The sequence below is a fragment of the Nocardioides luti genome (assembly GCF_014212315.1).
Lineage (GTDB): Bacteria > Actinomycetota > Actinomycetes > Propionibacteriales > Nocardioidaceae > Nocardioides > Nocardioides luti.
In genome coordinates this window covers 2,074,651-2,094,833 of sequence record NZ_JACKXE010000001.1, presented here as the reverse complement: position 1 = coordinate 2,094,833, position 20,183 = coordinate 2,074,651, and the positions used below count along the sequence as shown (strand labels likewise).

Below are 20,183 nucleotides of genomic sequence, written 5' to 3'. Positions count from 1 at the left end.
GGCGTTGCAGCACCGCCCCAGTGACGTGGACACCGCGTTACAGGGCGCGTCGGCGCCAGAGCTGGCGGATCCCCCAGAGCACCGAGAGCACGCCCGCGACACCGAGGCCGATCGTGAGCGAGAGCCGCTCGTCCGACCAGGGCCAGTCCGGCTCCGGGCGCTCGACCGTCGGGCGGGCGAGGGTCATCAGGTCGACCGCGACGCTGAGCGAGTCCGGGACGGCCTGGTCGACGCGGGCCACGATCCGGTAGGTCGACGTCGCGCTGCGGCGCGGCGTCGTCACCACGACCTGCCGGGCGGGGACACCGCTCTCGTCAGGAGCCGTCTCCGGGGTCACGAGCGCGACGAGCAGGTCGTCGTCGATCCAGCCGAGCGGGACGTTGTCGGCGCCGGCGGGGTAGAGACCGGCGAGGTAGCGGTGCGTGACCGTGTCCCCGGTCGCGACGTCGACCGACGTGATGCCCTCGGTGCCGAACTCGGTGCCGACCACGGCGAGTCCACCCGACGGCTGCACGGCGGCAGCGGCGACCGGCTGGACGCCCCGTACCCGCCGGCTGGACAGGGGCCGCCCGTCCCACGTGGTCACGCGCCGGGTGGTCAACCGGCTCACCACGCCGTCGTCGTCGACGGCCGTGACCGCCTCCTGGTTGTCGGTCGGGACCTCCACGGAGGTGGCGGCCCCCGGGGCGATCCGGCCTGCGGCTTCGCTGCGGTAGGTCGATGACATCCCCGTCCAGTACGTCGCCACGCGGCCTTGCCAGACCAGCCACGAGCTGCCCGGCGACCAGGTGAGCCGGTCGACCTGGATGCCGCGTCCGCCGCTGAGGGCGATCGTGCGCACGTCGCCGGTGTCGAGGTCGAGCACGCGGACCCCGCTCGGCATCGGGGTGGCGTCGGAGTCCGGGACCGGCCCGGACCAGCCGTAGGCCAGCTGTCGCCCGTCGGGTGAGAGTGTCAGCCCCACCGTCTGCCCGCGGGTCAGCGCCGCGTTGCCCAGGAAGCCCGGCAGGTCGAGCAGGTGGTAGGCGCCGTCGTCGGCGCCGACGACGACGGGGAGCCCGGCTGGCGTCACGAACGCGACGGCGCCGCGCCCGATCGCGAGGTCGGACTCGACCCGGTCGCTCGACCAGGACCCGTCCTCGCGCTGCTGGGTGAGCCGCTCGGGCACGCCCCAGACCTGGCTCGGCACGGCGGGGACGCCTGACCCGCCCGACCCGTCCGCCACCGGGACCGACGGGTCGAGCCGCGGCAGCAGGGCGACCCCGCCGACCAGGGCGAGGACGGCCGCCACGGCGGCCACCACGAGGACGCGGTCGCGGGACCGCGAGCGACGGGCCCGGGCCCAGGTGTCGGGCGGGACCTCGACGACCGGCGCGCGCTCGGCCACCCGGGCCAGCTCGTCCGCGAGACGGCCGGTCACGACGGCTCCCCGATCAGCTCGGCCAGCTCCGGCGTGAGCGTCCGCAGCCGGCCCAGGGCCTGGCGGGTGATCGACTTGACGGTCCCGGAGCCGATCCCGAGCACGTCGCCGACCTGCACCTCGGTCAGGTCCTCGAAGAACCGCAGCACCAGCACGGTCCGCTGCCGCGTCGTGAGCCGGGCCAGCGCCTGCTCGAGCGTCAGGCGCAGGTCGGTGTCCGGCGTGGCCGACGGGGCGTCGTACGACGCCAGCGCGGTCTCGCGGACGTGCCGCCGCGAGCGCCACCACGAGACGTTCTGCGTGTAGAGGATGCGCCGGACGTAGGCCTCGGGGGAGTCCTCGATGCGGTCCCAGGCCCGCGCCGCCTTGAAGAGTGCAGCCTGCACGAGGTCCTCCGCGAGGTGGGCGTCCCCGGTGAGGAGGTACGCCGTGCGCGACAGGGCGGGGGTGCGTGCGACGACGAACGCGTGGAACGCGTCCTCGGCTGGAGATGCTGGCACCCGGGCCCCCTTTCACCTCGTACGACGCGTGCGCCGGGGGCTCCGGGGGTCACCCGGGTGCAGAAATCTTTTCGGAGGACCCGGAGGTCAGCGGGCGCGACGCGCCAGGCGCTCGACGTCCATGATCACGACCGAGCGGGGCTCGAGGCGCAGCCAGCCGCGCGAGGCGAAGTCGGCGAGCGCCTTGTTGACGGTCTCGCGGGAGGCGCCGACCAGCTGGGCGAGCTCCTCCTGCGTGAGGTCGTGGTGGACGTGCACGCCGTCGTCGGCGGTGCGGCCGAAGCGGTCGGCGAGGTCGAGCAGCGCCTTGGCCACACGGCCGGGCACGTCGGAGAAGACCAGGTCGGCCACGACGTCGTTGGCCTTGCGGAGCCGGCCGGCGAGCTGGCTGAGCAGGCCGCGGGCCACCATCGGGCGCCCCTCGAGCCAGCGGAGCAGGTCCTCGTGGGAGAGCGACGCGAAGGAGGCGTCGGTCACCGCGGTGACGGTCGCGGAGCGCGGGCCGGGGTCGAAGAGCGAGAGCTCGCCGAACATCTGGCCGGGGCCGAGGATGGCGAGGAGGTTCTCGCGGCCGTCGGAGGAGGTGCGGCCGAGCTTCACCTTGCCGTCGAGGACGACGTACAGCTTGTCGCCGGAGTCTCCCTCGTGGAACAGCACGTCGCCGCGGCGCAGCCGGCTCTCGGACATCGACGAGCGCAGCGCGGTGGCCGCCTCGTCGTCGAGAGCGCTGAACAGCGGCGCCTGACGCAGTACGTCGTTGTCCACGAGTCCTCCTCAGATCGACGACCACTCCCGTGGTCGAGGCCGCCCCACACGGGCGTGGCCCGATCCTAACCAGTGGGATAGGTCACAGGAACCACCGCGTGCGGGAAGTCGGGCCCGGTTGTCCGTCGGCGGGGCGCCGTAGGCTGGCCTGCGTGCCCCACGTCGAAACCAGGACCGGCCTCGTCCGCCGCGCCCGCAAGATCGACCGGGTGCTGGCCGAAACCTACCCCGACGCCCGTTGCGAGCTCGACTTCGACAACGCCTTCGAGCTCCTCGTCGTCACCGTCCTGTCGGCGCAGACGACCGACAAGCGGGTCAACGCGGTGCGGCCGACGCTCTTCGCGGCCTACCCGACGCCGGCCGCGATGGCGGCCGCCGACCGCGAGGCGCTCGAGGGCATCGTCGGGCCGCTGGGCTTCTTCCGGGCCAAGACCGAGTCGCTGCTGAAGCTGAGCGCGGCGCTCGTCCAGGACCACGGCGGCGAGGTCCCGGGACGCCTGGCGGACCTGGTCAAGCTCCCCGGCGTGGGCCGCAAGACCGCGAACGTCGTGCTGGGCAACGCCTTCGACGTCCCCGGGATCACCGTCGACACCCACTTCGGTCGCCTGGCCCGCCGCTTCGGCTGGACCGAGGAGACCGACCCGGTCAAGGTCGAGCACGCCGTGGGGGCGCTCTTCCCCAAGCGCGACTGGACCATGCTCAGCCACCACCTGATCTGGCACGGTCGGCGCCGCTGCCACGCGCAGAAGCCGGCGTGCGGGGCGTGCCCGCTGGCACGCCTCTGCCCGGCGTACGGCGAGGGCCCGACGGACCCGGAGGCCGCTGCCAAGCTGGTGCGGACCGAGGGGCGCGCGTGAGGCGCACCGCCGGCGCCGTGGGGGCCGCGCTGGCCGCCGCCGTGCTGGTGCTGTCCGGCTGCTCGCCGGACGCCGCTCCGAAGGCCGGCGGGTCGGGCGTGGACGTCGACACCCCCGCCCTGCGGACGGCCAAGGCCGAGACCCGGATCCCCGACTGCGCCGCCGGCTCGGCGGAGCCCGCCACGGACGGGCTGCCCGCGATCACGCTGCCCTGCCTCGGTGGCGGCGCCGACGTCGACCTGTCCACGCTGCGCGGCCCGATGATCGTGAACCTCTGGGCGTCCTGGTGCGGGCCGTGCCGGCGCGAGCTGCCGATCTACCAGAAGTTCTTCGAGGACCACGGCGACGAGGTGTCCGTGCTCGGCGTGGACTGGCAGGACGTGCAGCCGGGCGCGGCGCTCGACCTGGCGGCGACCAGCGGGGTCACCTACCCGCTGCTGGCCGACCCGGACGACTCGCTCAGCGGTCAGGGCGCGATCCCCCGGATCGGGGGCCTGCCGTTCCTCGCGGTGGTCGACGCGGACGGCACGGTGGTGCACCGCGAGTTCGTCGAGATCACCTCCGAGCAGCAGCTCGTGGACCTCGTGAACGACGCCCTCGGGACCGACCTGTGAGCGCGTCCGCCGGTGGGCCGGGCGGCCTGCCCGACTGGCTGCGGCCGGTCGAGGAGGGCGCGCAGTCCATCACCGTCCACGACCTGACCCGCTTCATGCCGCCCGACGACCACGACGGCCGGTACGGCGCGGTGCTGATGCTCTTCGGCGAGGGCCCCGACGGTCCCGACCTGCTCCTCACCGAGCGCGCCCACCACATGCGCTCGCACCCGGGGCAGGTGTCCTTCCCCGGCGGCTCCATCGACGAGGGGGAGACCCCTCGCGAGGCCGCCCTGCGCGAGGCCTGGGAGGAGACCGGGCTCGACCCCGCGGGCGTCGAGGTCTTCGCCGAGCTGCCCGAGCTGTGGCTGCCCCCGAGCAACTTCGCGGTCACCCCGATCCTCGGCTGGTGGCGCGAGCCCTCGCCGGTGGACGTCGTCGACCCCGACGAGGTGCACGCGGTCTACCGCGTCCCGATCAGCGAGCTGGTCGACCCGGCCCACCGGATCGCCGTACGCCACCCCAGCGGCTGGCTCGGCCCCGGCTTCCTCATCGGCGACGACAAGGACGTGATCCTCTGGGGCTTCACGGCCGGGATCATCTCGCGGCTCTTCGACTTCCTGGGCTGGACCTCGGAGGTCCCCGACGCGCCGCAGCGTGACCTGCCGGGCTACATGCTGCAGGGTGAGCCCTGCGTCCGGGACGTCCCGACCAACACCCGATTCGAGGAACGCCGGTGAACCTGCTCGACTGGTTGTTGGTCGTCCTGGTCCTGGCCTACGCCCTCTCGGGCTACTGGCAGGGCTTCGTGACCGGCGCCTTCGCCACCGCCGGGCTGCTGCTGGGCGGCCTGTTCGGCGTCTGGCTCGCGCCGATCGCGCTCGGCGACGCGACCCCGTCGCTCGTGGTCTCGCTCGGCGCGCTCTTCATCGTGATCCTCTCGGCCTCGCTGGGCCAGGCGCTGCTGCAGTTCCTCGGCGCCAAGATCCGCGACAAGATCACCTGGCAGCCGATCCGCGCCCTCGACGCGGTCGGCGGCGCCGCGCTGTCCGCCGTCGCCGTCCTGCTGGTGGCCTGGGCGCTCGGCGTCGCGATCTCCGGCACCCGGATCGGGTCCGTCACCCCGCTGGTCCGGGGCTCCACGGTCCTGGGCAAGGTCGACACGGCCCTGCCGGCCTCGGCCGGGAGCGTCCTGCAGGCCTTCAACAACGTCGTCGGCACCAGCTTCTTCCCGCGCTACCTCGAGCCGTTCGCCCCGGAGCGGATCGTCGAGGTCAAGCCCGGCAACCGCCGGATGCTCAAGGACCCCGACGTGGTCCGCGCTGCGGCCAGCGTGCTCAAGGTGCGGGGCACGAACTCCTGCGGCCGGGGCGTCGAGGGCTCCGGGTTCGTCTACTCCGACGACCGGCTGATGACCAACGCGCACGTCGTGGCCGGGGTGAAGGACCCCGAGATCTTCTCGGGCGACTCCTCGGTGCCGGCCACGGTCGTCTACTACAACCCCGACATCGACGTCGCGGTGCTCAGCTTCGACAGCGGCGACACGCCCCACCTCGACTTCGACGACAGCGCGGCGCCGCGCGACGACGCCGCGATCCTGGGCTACCCCCAGGACGGGCCGTACGACGTGGAGCCCGGCCGGATCCGCTCCGAGCAGCGGCTCCGCTCACCCAACATCTACGGCAACGGCACCGTGATCCGCGAGGTGTTCTCGCTGCGCGGCCTGGTGCGGCCCGGCAACTCCGGCGGCCCGATCGTCTCCTCGGCCGGCGACGTCACGGGCGTCGTCTTCGCCGCCTCGGTCACCGACCAGCAGACGGGCTACGCGCTGACGGCCGACCAGGTCGCCAAGAGCGCCGCGGCCGGCACGATCAACACCGCCGAGGTCTCGACGGGCGACTGCGCAGGCTGAGAGGTCCAGCCGGGCGAGTCGGTCAGGCCTTGCCCTTGAGGGCCGCGGGGATCTGCTTGCCCTGGCCGATCGCCTTCTCGGGCGCCTTGACCTGCTTGACCTTCTTGATGCCGACGAAGACGAGCAAGCCGGCGAGCAGCAGGTAGAAGCCGAAGACGATCAGGAACGCCCAGTGCAGCGAGAGGCCGTGGCCGTTCCAGTTGATGAAGTAGGCGATCGCGACCGACAGCATGATCACGGCGAGCACCGCGAGGAAGCCGGCGGCGGCGAAGAGGCCGATGCCGATCCCGCCCGCCTTGACGCTGACCTTCAGCTCGGACTTCGCGAGCTGGATCTCCTTGGAGATCAGGGTGGAGATGTCACGGCTGGCGTCGGTGACCAGACGGCCGATGGTGGGATCGGTGTCGTGGGCCGGTTCGTGTGCCATGCGGTGGGTTCCTTCTGCTGCAGGTGGTGGCGCGTCGGTGCTGACCTTACCGAACCCCGTCGCGCTCACTGGTACACGTCAGGTACCCCGTCACCGTCGTCGTCACGCCGCTCCTCGGCACAGATCCGTCGGTAGACGCGGTTGCGGGTCCGCAGCACCGCGGTCGCGAGCAGCGTGGCGACCAGCGAGCCGACCAGGACGCCCACCTTCACGTGCTCGTCGCGCGCGCTGCCCGTGCCGAAGGCGAGCTCCCCGATGAGCAGCGACACCGTGAAGCCGATCCCCGCGAGCATCGACATCCCGACCACGTCGACCCAGGACAGCTCGTCGTCGAGGTCCGCGCGCGTGAAGGTCGCCAGCAGCCAGGTGGACCCGGCGATGCCGACGGTCTTGCCCACCACCAGCCCGGCGACGATCCCGACGGCCACGGGGTCGGTGAGCGCCTCGCGCAGCCCGGACGCCCCGCCGACGGTCACGCCCGCGGCGAAGAACGCGAAGACCGGGACCGCCACGCCGGCCGACAGCGGCCGCACGAGGTGCTCGAAGTGCTCGGCGAGTCCCGGACCGTCACGACCGTCGCGCCGTCGTACGGGCACCGCGAAGCCGAGCAGCACGCCCGCCACCGTCGCGTGCACCCCCGACGCGTGCACGAGCCCCCAGGCCAGCAGCGCCAGCGGGACCAGCAGCCAGAACGACCGGACCCGGCGCTGCACCAGCACCGCGAAGCCGGCGAGGGGGAGCAGTGCGAGCAGGAGGTACGCCGGGGTGAGCTGGTCGGTGTAGAAGAGCGCGATGATCGTGATCGCGAGGAGGTCGTCGACGACCGCGAGCGTCAGCAGGAAGGTCCGCAGGCCGGTCGGCAGGTGGGTGCTGATCACGGCCAGCACCGCGACCGCGAAGGCGATGTCGGTCGCCGTCGGGATCGCCCAGCCCCGCAGCGCGCCGTCGCCGGCCAGGTTGACCGCGACGTAGACCAGCGCCGGGACGACCATGCCGCCGACGGCCGCGGCCACCGGGAGCGCCGCCCGCCGCGGGTCGCGCAGGTCCCCGGCGACGAACTCGCGCTTGAGCTCCAGACCGGCGACGAAGAAGAAGATCGCGAGCAGGCCGTCCGCCGCCCAGGTGCCGAGGGACAGGTCGAGGTGGAGGGACGCGGGGCCGACCGTGGCGTCGCGCAGGTCGGCGTACGCCCCGGACCAGGGGGTGTTCGCCCACACCAGCGCGGCGACCGCGCCCGCGATCAGCAGCAGCCCGCCGGTCGTCTCGGCGCGCAGGATCCCGGTGATGCGCGAGGCCTCGGGGAACGAGCCGCGGGCGAAGAGGCGGGGGCGCTCGGGGGGCGTGGGCGCGGGTCCACGGGGGTGCTGGGGGGAGGTCACGGTGCTCCTGGCTACGGGGTCGTCGGCATCATGCCGACCAGACTTCCCGGCGCACCGCGCCCCACCCTAGCGACCGGGTGAGCGCCCGCGTCAGTCGTCGGCCTTCTCGGAGGAGAGCCCGTCGGAGATCAGGTTCATCACCGAGGAGTCGGCCAGCGTGGTGACGTCGCCGACCTCGCGGTGCTCCGCGACGTCCTTGAGCAGGCGGCGCATGATCTTGCCCGAGCGGGTCTTGGGGAGCTCGGGGACGATCATGATCTGGCGCGGCTTGGCGATCGCGCCGATCTCCTTCTGCACGTGCTTGCGGAGCTCCTCGACGATGTCCTCGCCGCCGTCGCCCGCGGAGTCGCGCAGGATCACGAACGCGCAGACGGCCTGGCCGGTCGTCTCGTCGGCGGCCCCGACGACCGCGGCCTCCGCGACCTTCGGGTGCGACACGAGCGCCGACTCGATCTCCGTGGTGGAGAGCCGGTGGCCGGAGACGTTCATGACGTCGTCGACGCGGCCGAGCAGCCAGATGTCGCCGTCGTCGTCCTTCTTGGCGCCGTCGCCGGCGAAGTAGTAGCCCTGCTTGGCGAAGCGGGACCAGTAGGTCTCCTTGAAGCGCTCGTCGTCGCCCCAGATGGTGCGGAGCATCGCCGGCCACGGGGACTTCACGACGAGGTAGCCGCCGGAGCCGTCGGGCACGGACTCGCCGGCCTCGTCGACCACGTCGGCCTCGATGCCGGGCATCGCGGTCATCGCGGAGCCGGGCTTGCCGGCGGTCACGCCCGGCAGCGGGGAGATCAGGATCTGGCCGGTCTCGGTCTGCCACCAGGTGTCGACGATGGGGCAGCGGTCGCCGCCGATGACCTCGCGGTACCACATGTAGGCCTCGGGGTTGATCGACTCACCGACCGAGCCGAGCAGCCGGATCGACGACAGGTCGAAGCCGTCGGGGATCTCGCGGCCCTGCTTCATGAAGGTCCGGATCGCGGTGGGTGCGGTGTAGAAGATCGTGACGCCGTACTCCTGGATGATCTCCCACCAGCGCCCCTTGTGCGGGGTGTCGGGGGTGCCTTCGTACATCACCTGGGTGGCGCCGTTGGCGAGCGGCCCGTAGACCATGTAGGAGTGGCCGGTGACCCAGCCGACGTCGGCGGTGCACCAGTAGACGTCGGTCTCCGGCTTGTGGTCGAAGATCGCGTGGTGGGTGTACGACGTGCCCGTGAGGTAGCCGCCGGTGGTGTGCAGGATGCCCTTGGGCTTGCCGGTCGTGCCGGAGGTGTACATGACGTACAGCGGGTGCTCGCTGTCGAAGAACTCGCAGGTGTGCTCGCTCGAGGCGTTGTCGACGGCCTCGTGCCACCAGACGTCCACGGCGTCGTCCCAGTCGACCTCCTGGCCGGTGCGGCGGACGACGAGCACGTGCTCGACCTCGAAGCCCTCGCCGGCCGCCTTGGCCCGCGCCTCGTCGACGGCGGGCTTCAGCGGCGAGGCCGACCCGCGGCGGTAGCCGCCGTCGGAGGTGATGACGACCTTGGCCTCGCAGTCGGTGAGCCGCGAGGCGAGCGCGTCGGAGGAGAAGCCGCCGAAGACGACGGTGTGCGGCGCACCGAGGCGCGCGCAGGCGAGCATCGCCACGACCGTCTCGGGGAGCATGGGGAGGTAGATCGCGACCCGGTCGCCGGCCTTCACACCCAGCTCGGTCAGGGCGTTCGCGGCCTTGCAGACCTCGTCCTGGAGCTGCTGGTAGGTCAGCGTCCGGGTGTCGTCGGCGGGCTCGCCGACCCAGTGGAAGGCGACCTTGTCGCCCTGGCCGGCCTCGACGTGGCGGTCGACGCAGTTGTACGCCGCGTTGAGCCGCCCGCCCACGAACCACTTGGCGAACGGCGGGTCGTCCCAGTCCAGGACGCGGTCCCAGGTCTGCTCCCAGTCCAGCCGCTCGGCCGCCTCGGCCCAGAAGGCCTCGCGGTCGGACGCGGCGCGCTCGTAGGCCTCCGCCGTGACGTTGGCGTGCTCGGCGAGCTCGGCCGGGGGCTCGAACGTGCGGTCCTCGCGACTCAGGTTGGACAGGGTCTCTTCGCTCACGGTCTCTCCCGAACTCGGTCGTACTGGGTGTCTCGGTGGTGGCTCTCGTCACCTTAGGACGTGCCGGCCGGACGGCGTCCAGCCTCCCCCCGACGGGGTTGGGACCCGGTTGCCCCGCTGTGGGGTGGGGTGGGGCAGCCGGGTCCCGCCGTACGCCGTGGGTCAGTGCACGACCGCCTGCTCGGACCCGGCGCCGGTCAGCGCACGGACCTCGAGCTCGGTGTAGCGGTCCTCCGCCTCCGGCTCGCGCCGGCTGATCGTGCCGAGGTAGCCGAAGAGGAAGCCGAGCGGGATCGACACGATGCCCGGGTTCTCGAGCGGGAACCACGAGATGTCGATGCTCGTCGGCAGCAGGCTCTGGTTGACCCCGTCGATCTCGCCCTTGCCGGACATCACCGGCGAGAAGAAGACCAGCACCAGCGACGACGCGAGGCCGCCGTAGATGCTCCAGGTCGCGCCACGGGTGTTGAAGCGCCGCCAGAACATGTTGTAGACGATCGCGGGCAGGTTCGCCGACGCCGCGACCGCGAAGGCCAGGGCCACGAGGAACGCGATGTTGAGGTTCTGCGCCGGGATCGCGAGCAGGATCGCGATCAGGCCGATGGTGAGGGCGGCGTACCGCGTCACCTTGATCTCCTCGGCCTCGGTCGCCTGGCCCTTCTTGATGACGTTGTTGTAGATGTCGTGGGCCACGGACGCCGACGACGTCAGCGTCAGCCCGGCCACCACCGCGAGGATGGTCGCGAAGGCGACCGCCGCGATGATCGCCAGGAGCACGGCGCCGCCCGTCGAGCCGGCACCGCCGCCGACGGCCTCGGCGAGCAGCGGCGAGGCGAGGTTGCCCTTGCTGGTCGCCACCTCGGCGGCCTGGTCGCCCTTGAGCATCGCCGCGGCGCCGAAGCCGAGGACCAGCGTGAAGAGGTAGAAGACGCCGATCAGGCCGATCGCCCACAGCACCGACTTCCGCGCGTCCCGGGAGGTCGGCACGGTGTAGAAGCGGATCAGGATGTGCGGGAGGCCGGCGGTGCCGAGGACCAGCGCGATGCCGAGCGAGAGGAAGTCGATCTTGCTGGTCGTGGTGAGGCCGTACTTCAGGCCCGGCTCGAGGAACGCCTGGCCCTTGCCGGAGTTGGACGCCGCGGCGCCGAGCAGCTCGGACAGGTTGAAGTGGAAGTGCGCCAGGACCAGGACGACGATCAGCGCCGAGCCGATCATCAGGAGCACCGCCTTGACGATCTGGACCCAGGTCGTGCCCTTCATCCCGCCGACGGTGACGTAGAAGATCATCAGGATGCCGACGGCGAAGATCGTGAGGTTCTTGACCGCCTGGCTGTCCACGTCGAGCAGCAGGGCGACCAGGGTGCCCGCGCCGACCATCTGCGCGAGCAGGTAGAAGATCGACACGACGACGGTCGAGGAGGCCGCGGCCATCCGGACCGGGCGCCGCTTCATCCGGAACGCCAGCTGGTCGGCCATCGTGTAGCGGCCGGAGTTGCGCAGCATCTCGGCGACGAGCAGCAGCGCGACCAGCCAGGCGACCAGGAAGCCGATGGAGTAGAGGAAGCCGTCGTAGCCGCTCAGCGCGATCGCGCCGGAGATCCCGAGGAAGGACGCGGCGGACATGTAGTCGCCGCCGATCGCCAGGCCGTTCTGCACGGGGGAGAAGGAGCGTCCGCCGGCGTAGAAGTCGGCGGTGCCGGACGTCTGGCGGCTCGCCCAGAAGGTGATCGCGACCGTCAGGGCGACGACCGAGAGGAACAGCACGGTGGTGAGGAGCTGGTGGCCTTCCACGTCAGTGCCTCCGGCCTTCGTCGTCGGCCGCGGTGGCGTCGTACTCCTCGTTGAGGGTGCGGGCCAGCGGGTCGAGCCGTGCCGCGGAGAAGCGGCTGTAGAGCCAGGCGAGCAGGAACGTCGTGGCGAACTGCAGCAGGCCGAAGACCAGGGCCACGTTGACGTTGCCGACGACCTTGGTGTCCATGAAGCCCGTCGCCCAGTTCGACATGACGACGTACAGCAGGTACCACGCCAGGAAGGCGACGGTGGCGGGGAACACGAAGCCCCGGTAGCGCTTGCGGAGCTCGAGGAAGTCGGGCTCCGCGGCGAGCCGGTCGTAGACCGGGTCGTGCCGCGAGGCGTGGTCGTGGGCGGGCGGGGGTGCAGCCATCGTGGTGCCTTCCGAGAGAGGTACGACGTGTGATGGCCGTCACGTTAATGGCAGGTTGCCCGCAGGGCGACCCCCGTCGTCCACCCCTCAGCGGAAGTCGATGAGCAGCATGTCCGTGTCGGTGCCGTCCGACACGTCGCGCCCGTCCCGCAGGTCCGAGCGGTTCAGCGGCTGGGTCTCCTCGCCGCCGTCGCCGTCACCGGGGGTCCCCGGGCCGGCCGGCTCGTCGGGCTCGTCCGCCCCGACGGTGCGGGGCCTGTCCACCACGACGGCGCGGAAGCAGCGGGCCTCGTAGGGCAGCTGCATGCCGTCCATGCCGCGCCCGAAGTCGTCGTAGAACGCGACGACCTCGGCCAGCTTGGCGGCCCGGCCCTCGGCGTCGAGGACGGCGACGTTCGAGCGGGAGAGCACGAGATCCTGGATCGAGGACCGGTCGATCAGCTGCCAGAAGCGGAACAGCTCGGACTCCACGAAGCCGAAGAGCGAGGAGGTGACGAGCGGCTCCTGCGGCTCGGGGCTCTGGTCCTGGGTGCCGATCAGCCTGCCGAGGCGGCGCACCCACGGGATGCGCTCGTCGCGCCAGTTCCACACCAGCGCGAGCCGGCCACCGGGCTTGAGGACCCGGGCGATCTCGGGCAGGGCGCGGTCGAGGTCGAACCAGTGGAAGGCCTGCGCGCAGACCACGACGTCGACCGAGCCGTCCGCCATCGGGATCTCCTCGGCGGACGCCTGCGTGCTGCGGACGTCGGGGAGCCGCTTGGCGAGCACCGCCAGCATCGCGGCGTCGGGGTCCGTGGCGTGCACGTCGTGGCCGAGGGCGACGAGCTGCTCGGTGAGCTTGCCGGTGCCGCAGCCGAGCTCGAGGACGGTCACGGGGTCCGGGCCGACCAGCCAGGCGGCGGCCTCGCGGGGGTAGGAGGGCCGCCCGCGGTCGTAGGCGTCGGCGACCGAGCCGAAGGAGCTCGCCCAGGCGGGATTCTCGTCACTCATCACCCGCAGGCTACCGGCTCGGTGGGGGCCCGATCCCCACCGCGCACTAGCGTTCTGCCCCATGAGCACCGATCCGCTGGCCTGGCTGAGCTCCCTCGAGGGCGTGCCCTCGGCGTACGCCGCGGCCCGGGACGGGATCGACGTGATGCTCCGGGACCGCGGGCTGCGCCGTACCTCTCCCGAGACCACGGCCGAGTCCCTGCTCCGCGGTGCGCACGCGAGCGCCGCGCTCGAGGGCTCGACCTCCTCGCTGGCCGAGGTGCGGGAGGGCACCGGCGACGAGACGTCCGCCGCGGCGGTCCGTGTCTCGACCGAGCTGCTGTCCCTCGCGCCGGCGCTGGGACGCTCGCCGCTGCAGGCGTTCGCGCGGATCCACGCGCTGGCCGCGACCGGGTCGCTGCCCGACGAGCGGCTCGGCCGCCCGCGCGACGCGGTGTCCTCGGAACGCCTCCGCACGCTCGCGGACCTGCTGACCGCGCCGACCGCCGCCCCGGCGCTGCTCGTCGCCGCCGTCGTGCACGCGGACCTGGCCACGACCGAGCCGTTCGCGTCGCACAACGGCCTGGTCGCCCGGGCGGCCGAGCGCCTCGTGCTGGTGGCGCGCGGGGTGGACGAGAAGTCGCTGGTCGTGCCGGAGGCCGGTCACCTGGCCCTGCGCGCGGCGTACGAGTCCAACCTGCGGGGCTACCGCGACGGCGGCTCGGCGGGCGTGCACGCGTGGCTGCTGTACGCCGCGGAGGCCTACGCCGCGGGCGCCGAGGCGAGCCCGCTGCGCCGCGCGGCGGACTAGTCGGGCGGGTGCCCGGGACGGTCGGGCGCCACATGCGAGCGGCACCCGGGCCGGTGAGGGTTCGGATGCCGCCGCTGACACGTGACACAGGTGGCTACCAGGCGTGCACTGTCTAACTGCTGCCCCGGGAGCATCCCGGAGGCTCGCGCCCTTCTGGAAGGGTAGATCGCCGCGTGGGTACCACGATCACGTGCTGTATCTGTCGTTCTGTCCTCCGTTCTACGCCCCCTGGCCGCCACCTGCAAGGGTTGACTTTTGGCCGGTGGACGAGACGGATCAGGCGCCGAGCCGGCGCTTGCGCGCACCGGCCCACAGCACGCTGCCGACGGCCACGACGCCGCCGACCGCGATCACCGCGAGGGTCTGCCGCGGCGGCAGGGCCATCCGGCTCTGCAGGGCCACGGGCTTGGTGAAGACCAGGACCGGCCACCCCTTCGAAGCGGCCAGCCGGCGCAGGTCCTTGTCGGGGTTGACGGCGTGCGGGTGGCCGACGGCCTCAAGCATGAAGGAGTCGGTGATCGAGTCGCTGTAGGCGTAGCTGCGGTCGAGGTCGTAGCCGACCTCCTCGGCCAGCTCGCGGATCGCGCGGGCCTTCTCCTCGGCGTACGCGTAGTACTCGATGTCGCCGGTGTAGCGGCCGTCCGCGATCTCCATCCGGGTCGCGACCACGCGGTCGGCGCCGAGCATCTCGCCGATGGGTCCGACGACCTCGGTGCCGGACGTCGAGACGATGACGACGTCGCGGCCGGCGAGGTGGTGCTCCTCGATCAGCGAGACCGCCTCGTCGTAGACCAGCGGGTCGACGACGTGGTGCAGCGTCTCGGCGACGATCTCGCGGACGGTCGCGACGTCCCAGCCGGCGCACAGCGCCGACATGAACTGCCGCATCTTCTCCATCTGGTCGTGGTCGGCGCCGCCGACGACGTAGACGAACTGGGCGTACGTCGAGCGCAGGACCGCGCGCCGCGAGATCAGCCCCCCGGCCTGGAAGGGCTTGCTGAAGGCCATCGTGCTCGACTTGGCGATGATCGTCTTGTCGAGGTCGAAGAAGGCCGCGGTCGGGCGAGGCGCCATGCGGTCATCGTAGGTGGGTCGTACGCCGTCCGCGGGGACGCCCGCCCCGGGCGGGCCACCAGCCGTCCCACCTGCGGGCTCCGGCCACCCTCCTCCACAGGCGCCGAGCGCGCAGGGTTGGGCCGTCGCCGGGCCCGGGCACCCTCACCACCATGACCGCACCCCTCATCGTCACCCGCGACGACGCCCTCCTCGACGAGCTGCTCCGGCTGGCGGCAGCCGCCGGGATCACGCCCGACGTCGCCCACGACACCGGGGCGGCGCTGCGCTCCTGGACGGCCGCTCCGCTGGTGCTCCTCGGGGCCGACCTGGCGGCGGAGACCGCGCGCACCGGCCCGGTGCGGAGGCCGGGGGTGCACGTCGTGTCGTGGGGGCCGGCGCGGGACGACCTCTTCCGGGTGGCGGTCGCCGTCGGTGCCGAGGACGTCACCTCGCTGCCGCACTCGGAGGGGTGGCTGGTCGAGACGCTCACGGACCTCGGCGACACCGGGCGGACTCGGGGCCTCGTGGTCGGGGTGGTCGGGGGCTCGGGAGGTGCCGGGGCCACGACCCTGGCCTGCGCGCTCGGTCAGGTGGCTGCCCGCTCGGGCCCGGCCGTCGTGCTCGACACCGACCCGCTCGGACCGGGGATCGACCGGGTGCTGGGGCTGGAGTCCCGCGACGGTGCTCGGTGGGACGCCCTGTGCCAGACCACCGGCCGGCTCAGCTCCCGCGCCCTGCGCGAGGCGCTCCCGCGGCGCGGTGACCTCGGTGTCCTCACCTGGCACGCGGGGCATCCCTCCTCGCTGCAGGCCTTCGCGGTGCGCGAGGCGCTGTCGGCGGCCCAGCGCGGCCACGACGTGGTCGTGGTCGACCTGCCGCGCGCCGCCGACCCGGTGATCGACGAGGTCGTCTCGCGCTGCGACCGGGTGCTCGTGGTCGTGGCGCCGACGGTGGCCGGCGTCGCCTCGGCGGGCCGGCTGTGCGGCCGGCTCGCCGACCCCACCCGGCTGCGCCTGGTGGTGCGGGGCCACGGTCTCGCGCCGGCCGAGATCGCCCGGGCCACCGGGGTGCCTGTCGTCGCCGGGATGGCCGACCAGCGCGGCCTCGCCGAGGCGATCGACCTGGGTCTCGGGCCGGTCCGCTCGCGCCGCGGGCCGCTGGGCCGCGCGGCCGGCGACCTCCTCACGACGGTGCGGGTGATGGGCGCCGCCGCGTGAGCACCGGCGCCGCGGTCGACGCCCGGGACCTGGACGCGGTCCGCGACCGGCTGGCCCGCGAACCCGGCGAGCTGACCCCGCACCGCGTCGCGGTGGCCCTGAGGACCAGCGGGCGGCCGGTCGGCGACGCCGCCGTGCTGGCGGTCTACGAGGCGCTCCGCCGCGACGTCGTGGGCGCTGGCCCGCTCGAGCCCCTGCTCCGCACCCCCGGCGTGACCGACGTGCTCGTGAACGGGCCGGACCACGTCTACCTCGACCGCGGCGCCGGGCTCGAGCTCACCCCGGTGCGCTTCCCCGACGACGAGGCCGTGCGCCGGCTGGCGCAGCGGCTCGCGAGCCTCGGCGGCCGCCGTCTCGACGACGCGACCCCGCACGTCGACGTCCGGCTGGCCGACGGCACCCGCCTGCACGCCGTGCTCGCCCCGCTCGCCCGGCCCGGGACGCTGGTCTCGCTGCGGGTGCCGCACCCGCGCGTCTTCACCCTGGACGAGCTCCGGGAGGCGGGCTCCCTGAGCGCGGACGGCGCCCGGCTGCTGCGAGCCGTCGTCGAGCACCGGCTGGCCTTCCTGGTCACCGGTGGGACCGGGACCGGCAAGACCACGCTGCTCGCCGCCCTCCTCTCGCTGGTGGCGCCCGGGGAGCGGATCGTGCTCGTCGAGGACGCCGGGGAGCTGCGACCGGAGCATCCTCACGTGGTGGGCCTGGAGAGCCGGCCGGCCAACATCGAGGGCGCCGGTGCGGTCGACCTGCGGACCCTGGTGCGCCAGGCGCTCCGGATGCGCCCGGACCGGCTGGTCGTCGGCGAGGTCCGCGGCGGGGAGGTGGTCGAGCTGCTCGCGGCGCTCAACACCGGGCACGAGGGCGGGTGCGGCACGCTCCACGCCAACTCCGCGCTCGACGTGCCGGCGCGGATCGAGGCCCTCGCCCTGGCGGCCGGCCTCGGCCGGGCGGCGGCGCACTCCCAGCTCGCCTCCGCCGTCGACGTGGTGCTCCACCTGGCGCGCGGGCCCGACGGCGTACGCCGTCTGGCGCAGGTGGCGGTGCCCGTCCGCGAGGAGACCGGGCTGGTGGTGATGGCGTCCGCCCTCGACCTCCACGCGGACGGGAGCACGACCGTCGGCCCCGCGGCCGAGGCCCTCGCCGCGCGGCTCGGGTCGTGACCGTCGTCGCGATCACCTGCGCGGCGCTGGCGGCCGCGCTGCTGGTCCCCGTGCGGCCTCGGGGTGTCGACCGGCGGGGTGGCCCCGGGCGCGCCACCCTGCTGGTGGCTGCGTCCGTCGCGGGGCTGCTCCTGCTGCGGCTCGCGTCCTCCGTGGCCCTGCTGGTGCTGATCGGGGCGGGGGCGGCCGTGGCGGCTGCGGCCCTGTGGCGGGGCCGGGCCCGCCGGCGCGCCGCCCTGGTGGTGTCCGGCCACGTCCTGGCGACGTGCGAGCTGCTCGCCGCGGAGCTGACGGCGGGCCGGCCGCCGGGCGCGGCGCTGGACCGGGCCGTGCGCGACTGGGAGGCGCTGGCGCCGGTGGCCGAGGCGTTCCGCGTCGGTGCCGACGTCCCGACGGCGCTGCGGCGGCTCGCCGACGATCCCGGTGCCCAGGACCTCCGCGTCGTCGCCGCGGCCTGGCAGGTGGCGCACCGCACGGGCCAGGGGCTCGCCGAGGCGGTCGACCGGGTCGCCCAGGCGCTGCGCGCTGCCTCCGCGAGCCGTCGCGTCGTCGAGGGCGAGCTCGCGTCGGCGCGCGCCACCGCCCGGCTCGTGGCCGGGCTGCCCCTGGTGGCGCTCGCGATGGGCTCCGGCGCCGGCGGCGACCCGTGGGGCTTCCTGCTGCGCCAGCCTGCCGGGTTGGCCTGCCTGGCCGCGGGTCTGGCCTTCGGCTTCGCCGGGCTCGCCTGGATCGAGGCGATCGCCCGCGACGTGGACCGGTCGGCGTGACGGGGTCGTCTCCGCCCGGTGCGGTCGTCGCGGTCGTCGCGGCCGCGCTGGCGGCGGCCCTGCTGTGCCCGGTGGTGGCCCGAGCGGGCCGGCCCGCGCCCCTCGCTGAATCCGCGGACGTCGCCGGTCGCGGCTGGATGCTGCGCTTCCGCCTCCTCTGGTGCGGGTGCGCCGGTCTCGGCGCCGCGCTGTTCGTCGGCGGAGGCGCGGCGCCCGCCGTCGGCCTGGTGGCCGCGGTCCTGACCTGGGTGGTGATCGGGCGGGCGGAACCCCCTGCCGTCCGGCGCCGACGCGAGCAGGTCCGCCGGGACCTGCCGCACGTCGTCGACCTGCTGGCCGCGGCACTGCGAGCCGGCGCCGCCCCGGACGCGGCGGTCACCGTCGTGTGCGCGGCGCTCCCGGGGCCGGCCGCGTCCCGTCTCGCGAGCGTCTCGGCGCGCCTGGCCCTGGGCCTGGAGCCCGTGCGGGTCTGGGAGTCCCTGGCCGACGACCCCGAGCTCGCACCGCTGGGTCGGACCCTGGCCCGCGCGCAGGCCAGCGGCGCCTCGGTGGTCCCGTCGGTCGAGCGGCTGGCCGACGACCTCGCCCGGCAGGCGCGCGCCGACGTCGAGGAGCGCGCCCGCGCCGTCGGCGTGAAGGCCGCCCTGCCCCTCGGCCTCTGCCTGCTCCCCGCGTTCCTGCTGGTCGGCATCGTGCCGCTCGTCGTCGGGCTGCTGTCGACGCTGTCGCTGTGACGTCCCGGGCCGGCCCACCGACCGTCCCGGACGACGGCCCGGGCACGCCTCTCCACAGCCCGGACGCGGGCGGCTGCGCCGCGACGCCGGCTGCCCGAGGGTCGGTCGGGACGGCCGCACCGGGCGGCCGAGGACCAGGAGGACCGCCATGTCGCTTCCCACCCGCCCGTCGCGCCGCCACCCCGAGGCCGGCATCACCACGGCCGAGTACGCCGTCGGCACCGCGGCCGGCGCGGGCCTGGCCGGGCTGCTCTACAAGCTGCTCACCGGGGGGCTCGGCGACCACCTGCTGCGCACCCTCTTCGACCACGTGCTCGGGCTGCTGGGGGTCGGGTGACGTCCGGTCGGGGTGACGAGCGGGGCGCCGCGACCGCCGAGCTCGCGATGGCCGTCCCGCTGCTCGTCGCGGTGACGATCGGGCTGGTCTGGCTGCTGTCGGTCGGCGCCGCCCAGGTGCGCACGGTGGACGCCGCCCGCGAGACGGCCCGGGCGGCGGCCCGGGGCGAGGACGAGGCCGCCGCCGTGGCGCGGGGGCTCACGGTCGCGCCGCCGGGCAGCCGGATCACGGTCGCGACCTCGGGGGACACGGTGACGGCCCGCGCGAGCGGACAGGTCGACGGCCCCGGTGGGCTGTTCGGCTTCCTCCCGGCCGTCGAGGTGCACGCGGACGCCGTCGCGGCGGTCGAGCCGTGAGGCGCCGCGACGAGCGCGGCTCCGCGACGCCGGTCGTGCTGGTCGGCCTGGCCGTGCTGCTGCTCGTGGGGGCCGCCCTCGGGGTGGTCGCGGCGATGGTCCGGGCACACCGCTCCGCCCAGGCGGCGGCCGATCTCAGCGCGCTCGCGGTCGCCGCGGCGGTGCGCTCGGGGGCGGACCCGTGCGCCAGGGGCGCCGGCATCGCCGCGGCCAACGGCGCCCGGCTCGTGGCCTGCCGGGTCGAGGGGGCGGTCGTCGAGGTCCGGGCCCGGGTCGAGGGACCGCACTGGCTGGGCCAGCTCGCCGACCTCGACGCGGAGGCCCGCGCCGGCCCGGCCTGAGGGCGCCGGAGGGGGAAGGCCGCCTCAGTGGCCGGGGCGGTCCTCGCGCGGTCGGTCGAGGTCGGTGGCGGGGTCGTCACGACGCTCGGCCTCGACGCGGTCCAGCTTCTGGGACAGCTCGTTGAGCCGCTTGCTCTCGCGGCGGTGCTGGAGGGAGCGCTTGGTGCCGTACTTCGAGATCGAGAAGCCCCACAGGATCGCCACGCCGGCGCCGACGCCGACGAGGAAGATCGTGAGCGCGTTGAGGTCGGTGCCGAGGAGCTCGACGGTGCCGCTGGCCGTGGCCACGGCCGCGAGGATCGCCACGACGCCGGCGGCGATCAGGAGGAGGCCGAGGATCAACATGAC

General features: G+C 74.0%; 23 protein-coding genes. 12 read left to right on the top strand and 11 right to left on the bottom strand.

What is annotated here, in order from left to right:
• Positions 1–37: 37 nt before the first annotated feature.
• The 3 genes from H5V45_RS09975 to H5V45_RS09965 form a co-directional block, all read right to left on the bottom strand.
• Positions 38–1,420 carry a hypothetical protein gene (locus H5V45_RS09975; RefSeq protein ID WP_185252788.1) on the bottom strand — a complete coding sequence of 461 codons (1,383 nt, stop codon included), beginning with the start codon at positions 1,418–1,420 and terminating at the stop codon, positions 38–40.
• Positions 1,417–1,920 (bottom strand): SigE family RNA polymerase sigma factor, encoded by a 504-nt coding sequence (locus H5V45_RS09970; RefSeq protein WP_185252787.1) that lies wholly within the window; start codon positions 1,918–1,920, stop codon positions 1,417–1,419. Before H5V45_RS09970 ends, H5V45_RS09975 begins: the two co-directional genes overlap by 4 nt.
• Before the next feature lie 87 nt (positions 1,921–2,007).
• Positions 2,008–2,685 carry a cyclic nucleotide-binding domain-containing protein gene (locus tag H5V45_RS09965; RefSeq protein ID WP_185252786.1) on the bottom strand — a complete coding sequence of 226 codons (678 nt, stop codon included), beginning with the start codon at positions 2,683–2,685 and terminating at the stop codon, positions 2,008–2,010.
• 152 nt (positions 2,686–2,837) lie between these two features.
• Here H5V45_RS09965 and nth point away from each other — a divergent pair, with 152 nt between their 5' ends.
• The 4 genes from nth to H5V45_RS09945 are packed head-to-tail and all read left to right on the top strand — an operon-like array spanning position 2,838 to position 6,047.
• Positions 2,838–3,542 carry an endonuclease III gene (gene nth, locus H5V45_RS09960; RefSeq protein WP_343061497.1) on the top strand — a complete coding sequence of 235 codons (705 nt, stop codon included), beginning with the start codon at positions 2,838–2,840 and terminating at the stop codon, positions 3,540–3,542.
• Entirely contained in the window at positions 3,539–4,156 is a 618-nt protein-coding gene (locus tag H5V45_RS09955; RefSeq protein ID WP_185252784.1) for a redoxin domain-containing protein, read from the top strand. Before nth ends, H5V45_RS09955 begins: the two co-directional genes overlap by 4 nt.
• Positions 4,153–4,875, top strand: a complete 723-nt coding sequence (locus H5V45_RS09950) for an NUDIX hydrolase (RefSeq protein ID WP_343061496.1) — start codon at positions 4,153–4,155, stop codon at positions 4,873–4,875. Before H5V45_RS09955 ends, H5V45_RS09950 begins: the two co-directional genes overlap by 4 nt.
• Positions 4,872–6,047 (top strand): MarP family serine protease, encoded by a 1,176-nt coding sequence (locus H5V45_RS09945; RefSeq protein WP_185252783.1) that lies wholly within the window; start codon positions 4,872–4,874, stop codon positions 6,045–6,047. Before H5V45_RS09950 ends, H5V45_RS09945 begins: the two co-directional genes overlap by 4 nt.
• A 22-nt stretch (positions 6,048–6,069) precedes the next feature.
• Here the strand turns inward: H5V45_RS09945 and H5V45_RS09940 are convergent, their stop codons facing one another.
• From H5V45_RS09940 to H5V45_RS09915, 6 genes are all read right to left on the bottom strand, one after another.
• Complete coding sequence (locus H5V45_RS09940) at positions 6,070–6,474, bottom strand: phage holin family protein (RefSeq protein WP_185252782.1); 405 nt, start codon at positions 6,472–6,474, stop codon at positions 6,070–6,072.
• 65 nt (positions 6,475–6,539) lie between these two features.
• Positions 6,540–7,853, bottom strand: a complete 1,314-nt coding sequence (nhaA, locus tag H5V45_RS09935) for a Na+/H+ antiporter NhaA (protein ID WP_185252781.1) — start codon at positions 7,851–7,853, stop codon at positions 6,540–6,542.
• Between the two features lie 90 nt (positions 7,854–7,943).
• A complete protein-coding gene (gene acs, locus H5V45_RS09930) occupies positions 7,944–9,923 on the bottom strand; it encodes an acetate--CoA ligase (RefSeq protein ID WP_185252780.1) in 1,980 nt (659 codons plus the stop codon).
• Between the two features lie 162 nt (positions 9,924–10,085).
• Positions 10,086–11,714: a sodium:solute symporter family transporter gene (locus H5V45_RS09925; RefSeq protein WP_185252779.1), complete on the bottom strand. Its 1,629-nt coding sequence runs from the start codon at positions 11,712–11,714 to the stop codon at positions 10,086–10,088.
• A 1-nt stretch (position 11,715) separates the two neighbouring features.
• Positions 11,716–12,087: a DUF485 domain-containing protein gene (locus tag H5V45_RS09920; protein WP_185252778.1), complete on the bottom strand. Its 372-nt coding sequence runs from the start codon at positions 12,085–12,087 to the stop codon at positions 11,716–11,718.
• An 87-nt stretch (positions 12,088–12,174) separates the two neighbouring features.
• Entirely contained in the window at positions 12,175–13,077 is a 903-nt protein-coding gene (locus H5V45_RS09915; protein ID WP_185252777.1) for a class I SAM-dependent methyltransferase, read from the bottom strand.
• 61 nt (positions 13,078–13,138) lie between these two features.
• Here H5V45_RS09915 and H5V45_RS09910 point away from each other — a divergent pair, with 61 nt between their 5' ends.
• Positions 13,139–13,867, top strand: coding sequence for a Fic family protein (locus H5V45_RS09910; RefSeq protein ID WP_185252776.1), 729 nt, complete (start codon positions 13,139–13,141; stop codon positions 13,865–13,867).
• A gap of 276 nt (positions 13,868–14,143) precedes the next feature.
• On the opposite strand, the gene H5V45_RS09905 is transcribed toward H5V45_RS09910, so the two are convergent.
• Positions 14,144–14,941, bottom strand: coding sequence for an HAD family hydrolase (locus H5V45_RS09905; protein ID WP_185252775.1), 798 nt, complete (start codon positions 14,939–14,941; stop codon positions 14,144–14,146).
• A gap of 152 nt (positions 14,942–15,093) precedes the next feature.
• Here H5V45_RS09905 and ssd point away from each other — a divergent pair, with 152 nt between their 5' ends.
• The 7 genes from ssd (at position 15,094) to H5V45_RS09870 (ending at position 19,835) form a co-directional block, all read left to right on the top strand.
• On the top strand, positions 15,094–16,140 hold the full coding sequence (gene ssd, locus H5V45_RS09900; RefSeq protein WP_185252774.1) for a septum site-determining protein Ssd: 1,047 nt from the start codon (positions 15,094–15,096) through the stop codon (positions 16,138–16,140).
• A complete protein-coding gene (locus H5V45_RS09895; protein ID WP_185252773.1) occupies positions 16,137–17,300 on the top strand; it encodes a TadA family conjugal transfer-associated ATPase in 1,164 nt (387 codons plus the stop codon). The genes ssd and H5V45_RS09895 overlap by 4 nt, the downstream gene beginning before the upstream one ends.
• Positions 17,297–18,067, top strand: coding sequence for a type II secretion system F family protein (locus H5V45_RS22640; protein WP_185252772.1), 771 nt, complete (start codon positions 17,297–17,299; stop codon positions 18,065–18,067). The genes H5V45_RS09895 and H5V45_RS22640 overlap by 4 nt, the downstream gene beginning before the upstream one ends.
• A complete protein-coding gene (locus tag H5V45_RS09885) occupies positions 18,064–18,801 on the top strand; it encodes a type II secretion system F family protein (protein WP_185252771.1) in 738 nt (245 codons plus the stop codon). Before H5V45_RS22640 ends, H5V45_RS09885 begins: the two co-directional genes overlap by 4 nt.
• A gap of 148 nt (positions 18,802–18,949) precedes the next feature.
• Positions 18,950–19,138 carry a DUF4244 domain-containing protein gene (locus H5V45_RS09880; protein WP_185252770.1) on the top strand — a complete coding sequence of 63 codons (189 nt, stop codon included), beginning with the start codon at positions 18,950–18,952 and terminating at the stop codon, positions 19,136–19,138.
• Positions 19,135–19,494, top strand: a complete 360-nt coding sequence (locus H5V45_RS09875; RefSeq protein ID WP_343061495.1) for a TadE family type IV pilus minor pilin — start codon at positions 19,135–19,137, stop codon at positions 19,492–19,494. The genes H5V45_RS09880 and H5V45_RS09875 overlap by 4 nt, the downstream gene beginning before the upstream one ends.
• A complete protein-coding gene (locus H5V45_RS09870) occupies positions 19,491–19,835 on the top strand; it encodes an Rv3654c family TadE-like protein (protein WP_185252769.1) in 345 nt (114 codons plus the stop codon). Before H5V45_RS09875 ends, H5V45_RS09870 begins: the two co-directional genes overlap by 4 nt.
• 24 nt (positions 19,836–19,859) lie before the next feature.
• Here H5V45_RS09870 and H5V45_RS09865 read toward each other — a convergent pair whose 3' ends face one another.
• Positions 19,860–20,180 carry a LapA family protein gene (locus H5V45_RS09865; RefSeq protein WP_185252768.1) on the bottom strand — a complete coding sequence of 107 codons (321 nt, stop codon included), beginning with the start codon at positions 20,178–20,180 and terminating at the stop codon, positions 19,860–19,862.
• Between the last annotated feature and the right edge of the window lie 3 nt (positions 20,181–20,183).

What these genes read in the sequence shown, in the direction of transcription:
- H5V45_RS09940 (WP_185252782.1), bottom strand. Translation starts at nt 6,474, where the DNA reads ATGGCACACGAACCGGCCCACGACACCGATCCCACCATCGGCCGTCTG.
- H5V45_RS09920 (WP_185252778.1), bottom strand. Translation starts at nt 12,087, where the DNA reads ATGGCTGCACCCCCGCCCGCCCACGACCACGCCTCGCGGCACGACCCG.
- H5V45_RS09915 (WP_185252777.1), bottom strand. Translation starts at nt 13,077, where the DNA reads ATGAGTGACGAGAATCCCGCCTGGGCGAGCTCCTTCGGCTCGGTCGCC.
- H5V45_RS09910 (WP_185252776.1), top strand. Translation starts at nt 13,139, where the DNA reads ATGAGCACCGATCCGCTGGCCTGGCTGAGCTCCCTCGAGGGCGTGCCC.
- H5V45_RS09905 (WP_185252775.1), bottom strand. Translation starts at nt 14,941, where the DNA reads ATGGCGCCTCGCCCGACCGCGGCCTTCTTCGACCTCGACAAGACGATC.
- ssd (WP_185252774.1), top strand. Translation starts at nt 15,094, where the DNA reads ATGACCGCACCCCTCATCGTCACCCGCGACGACGCCCTCCTCGACGAG.
- H5V45_RS09880 (WP_185252770.1), top strand. Translation starts at nt 18,950, where the DNA reads ATGTCGCTTCCCACCCGCCCGTCGCGCCGCCACCCCGAGGCCGGCATC.
- H5V45_RS09865 (WP_185252768.1), bottom strand. Translation starts at nt 20,180, where the DNA reads ATGTTGATCCTCGGCCTCCTCCTGATCGCCGCCGGCGTCGTGGCGATC.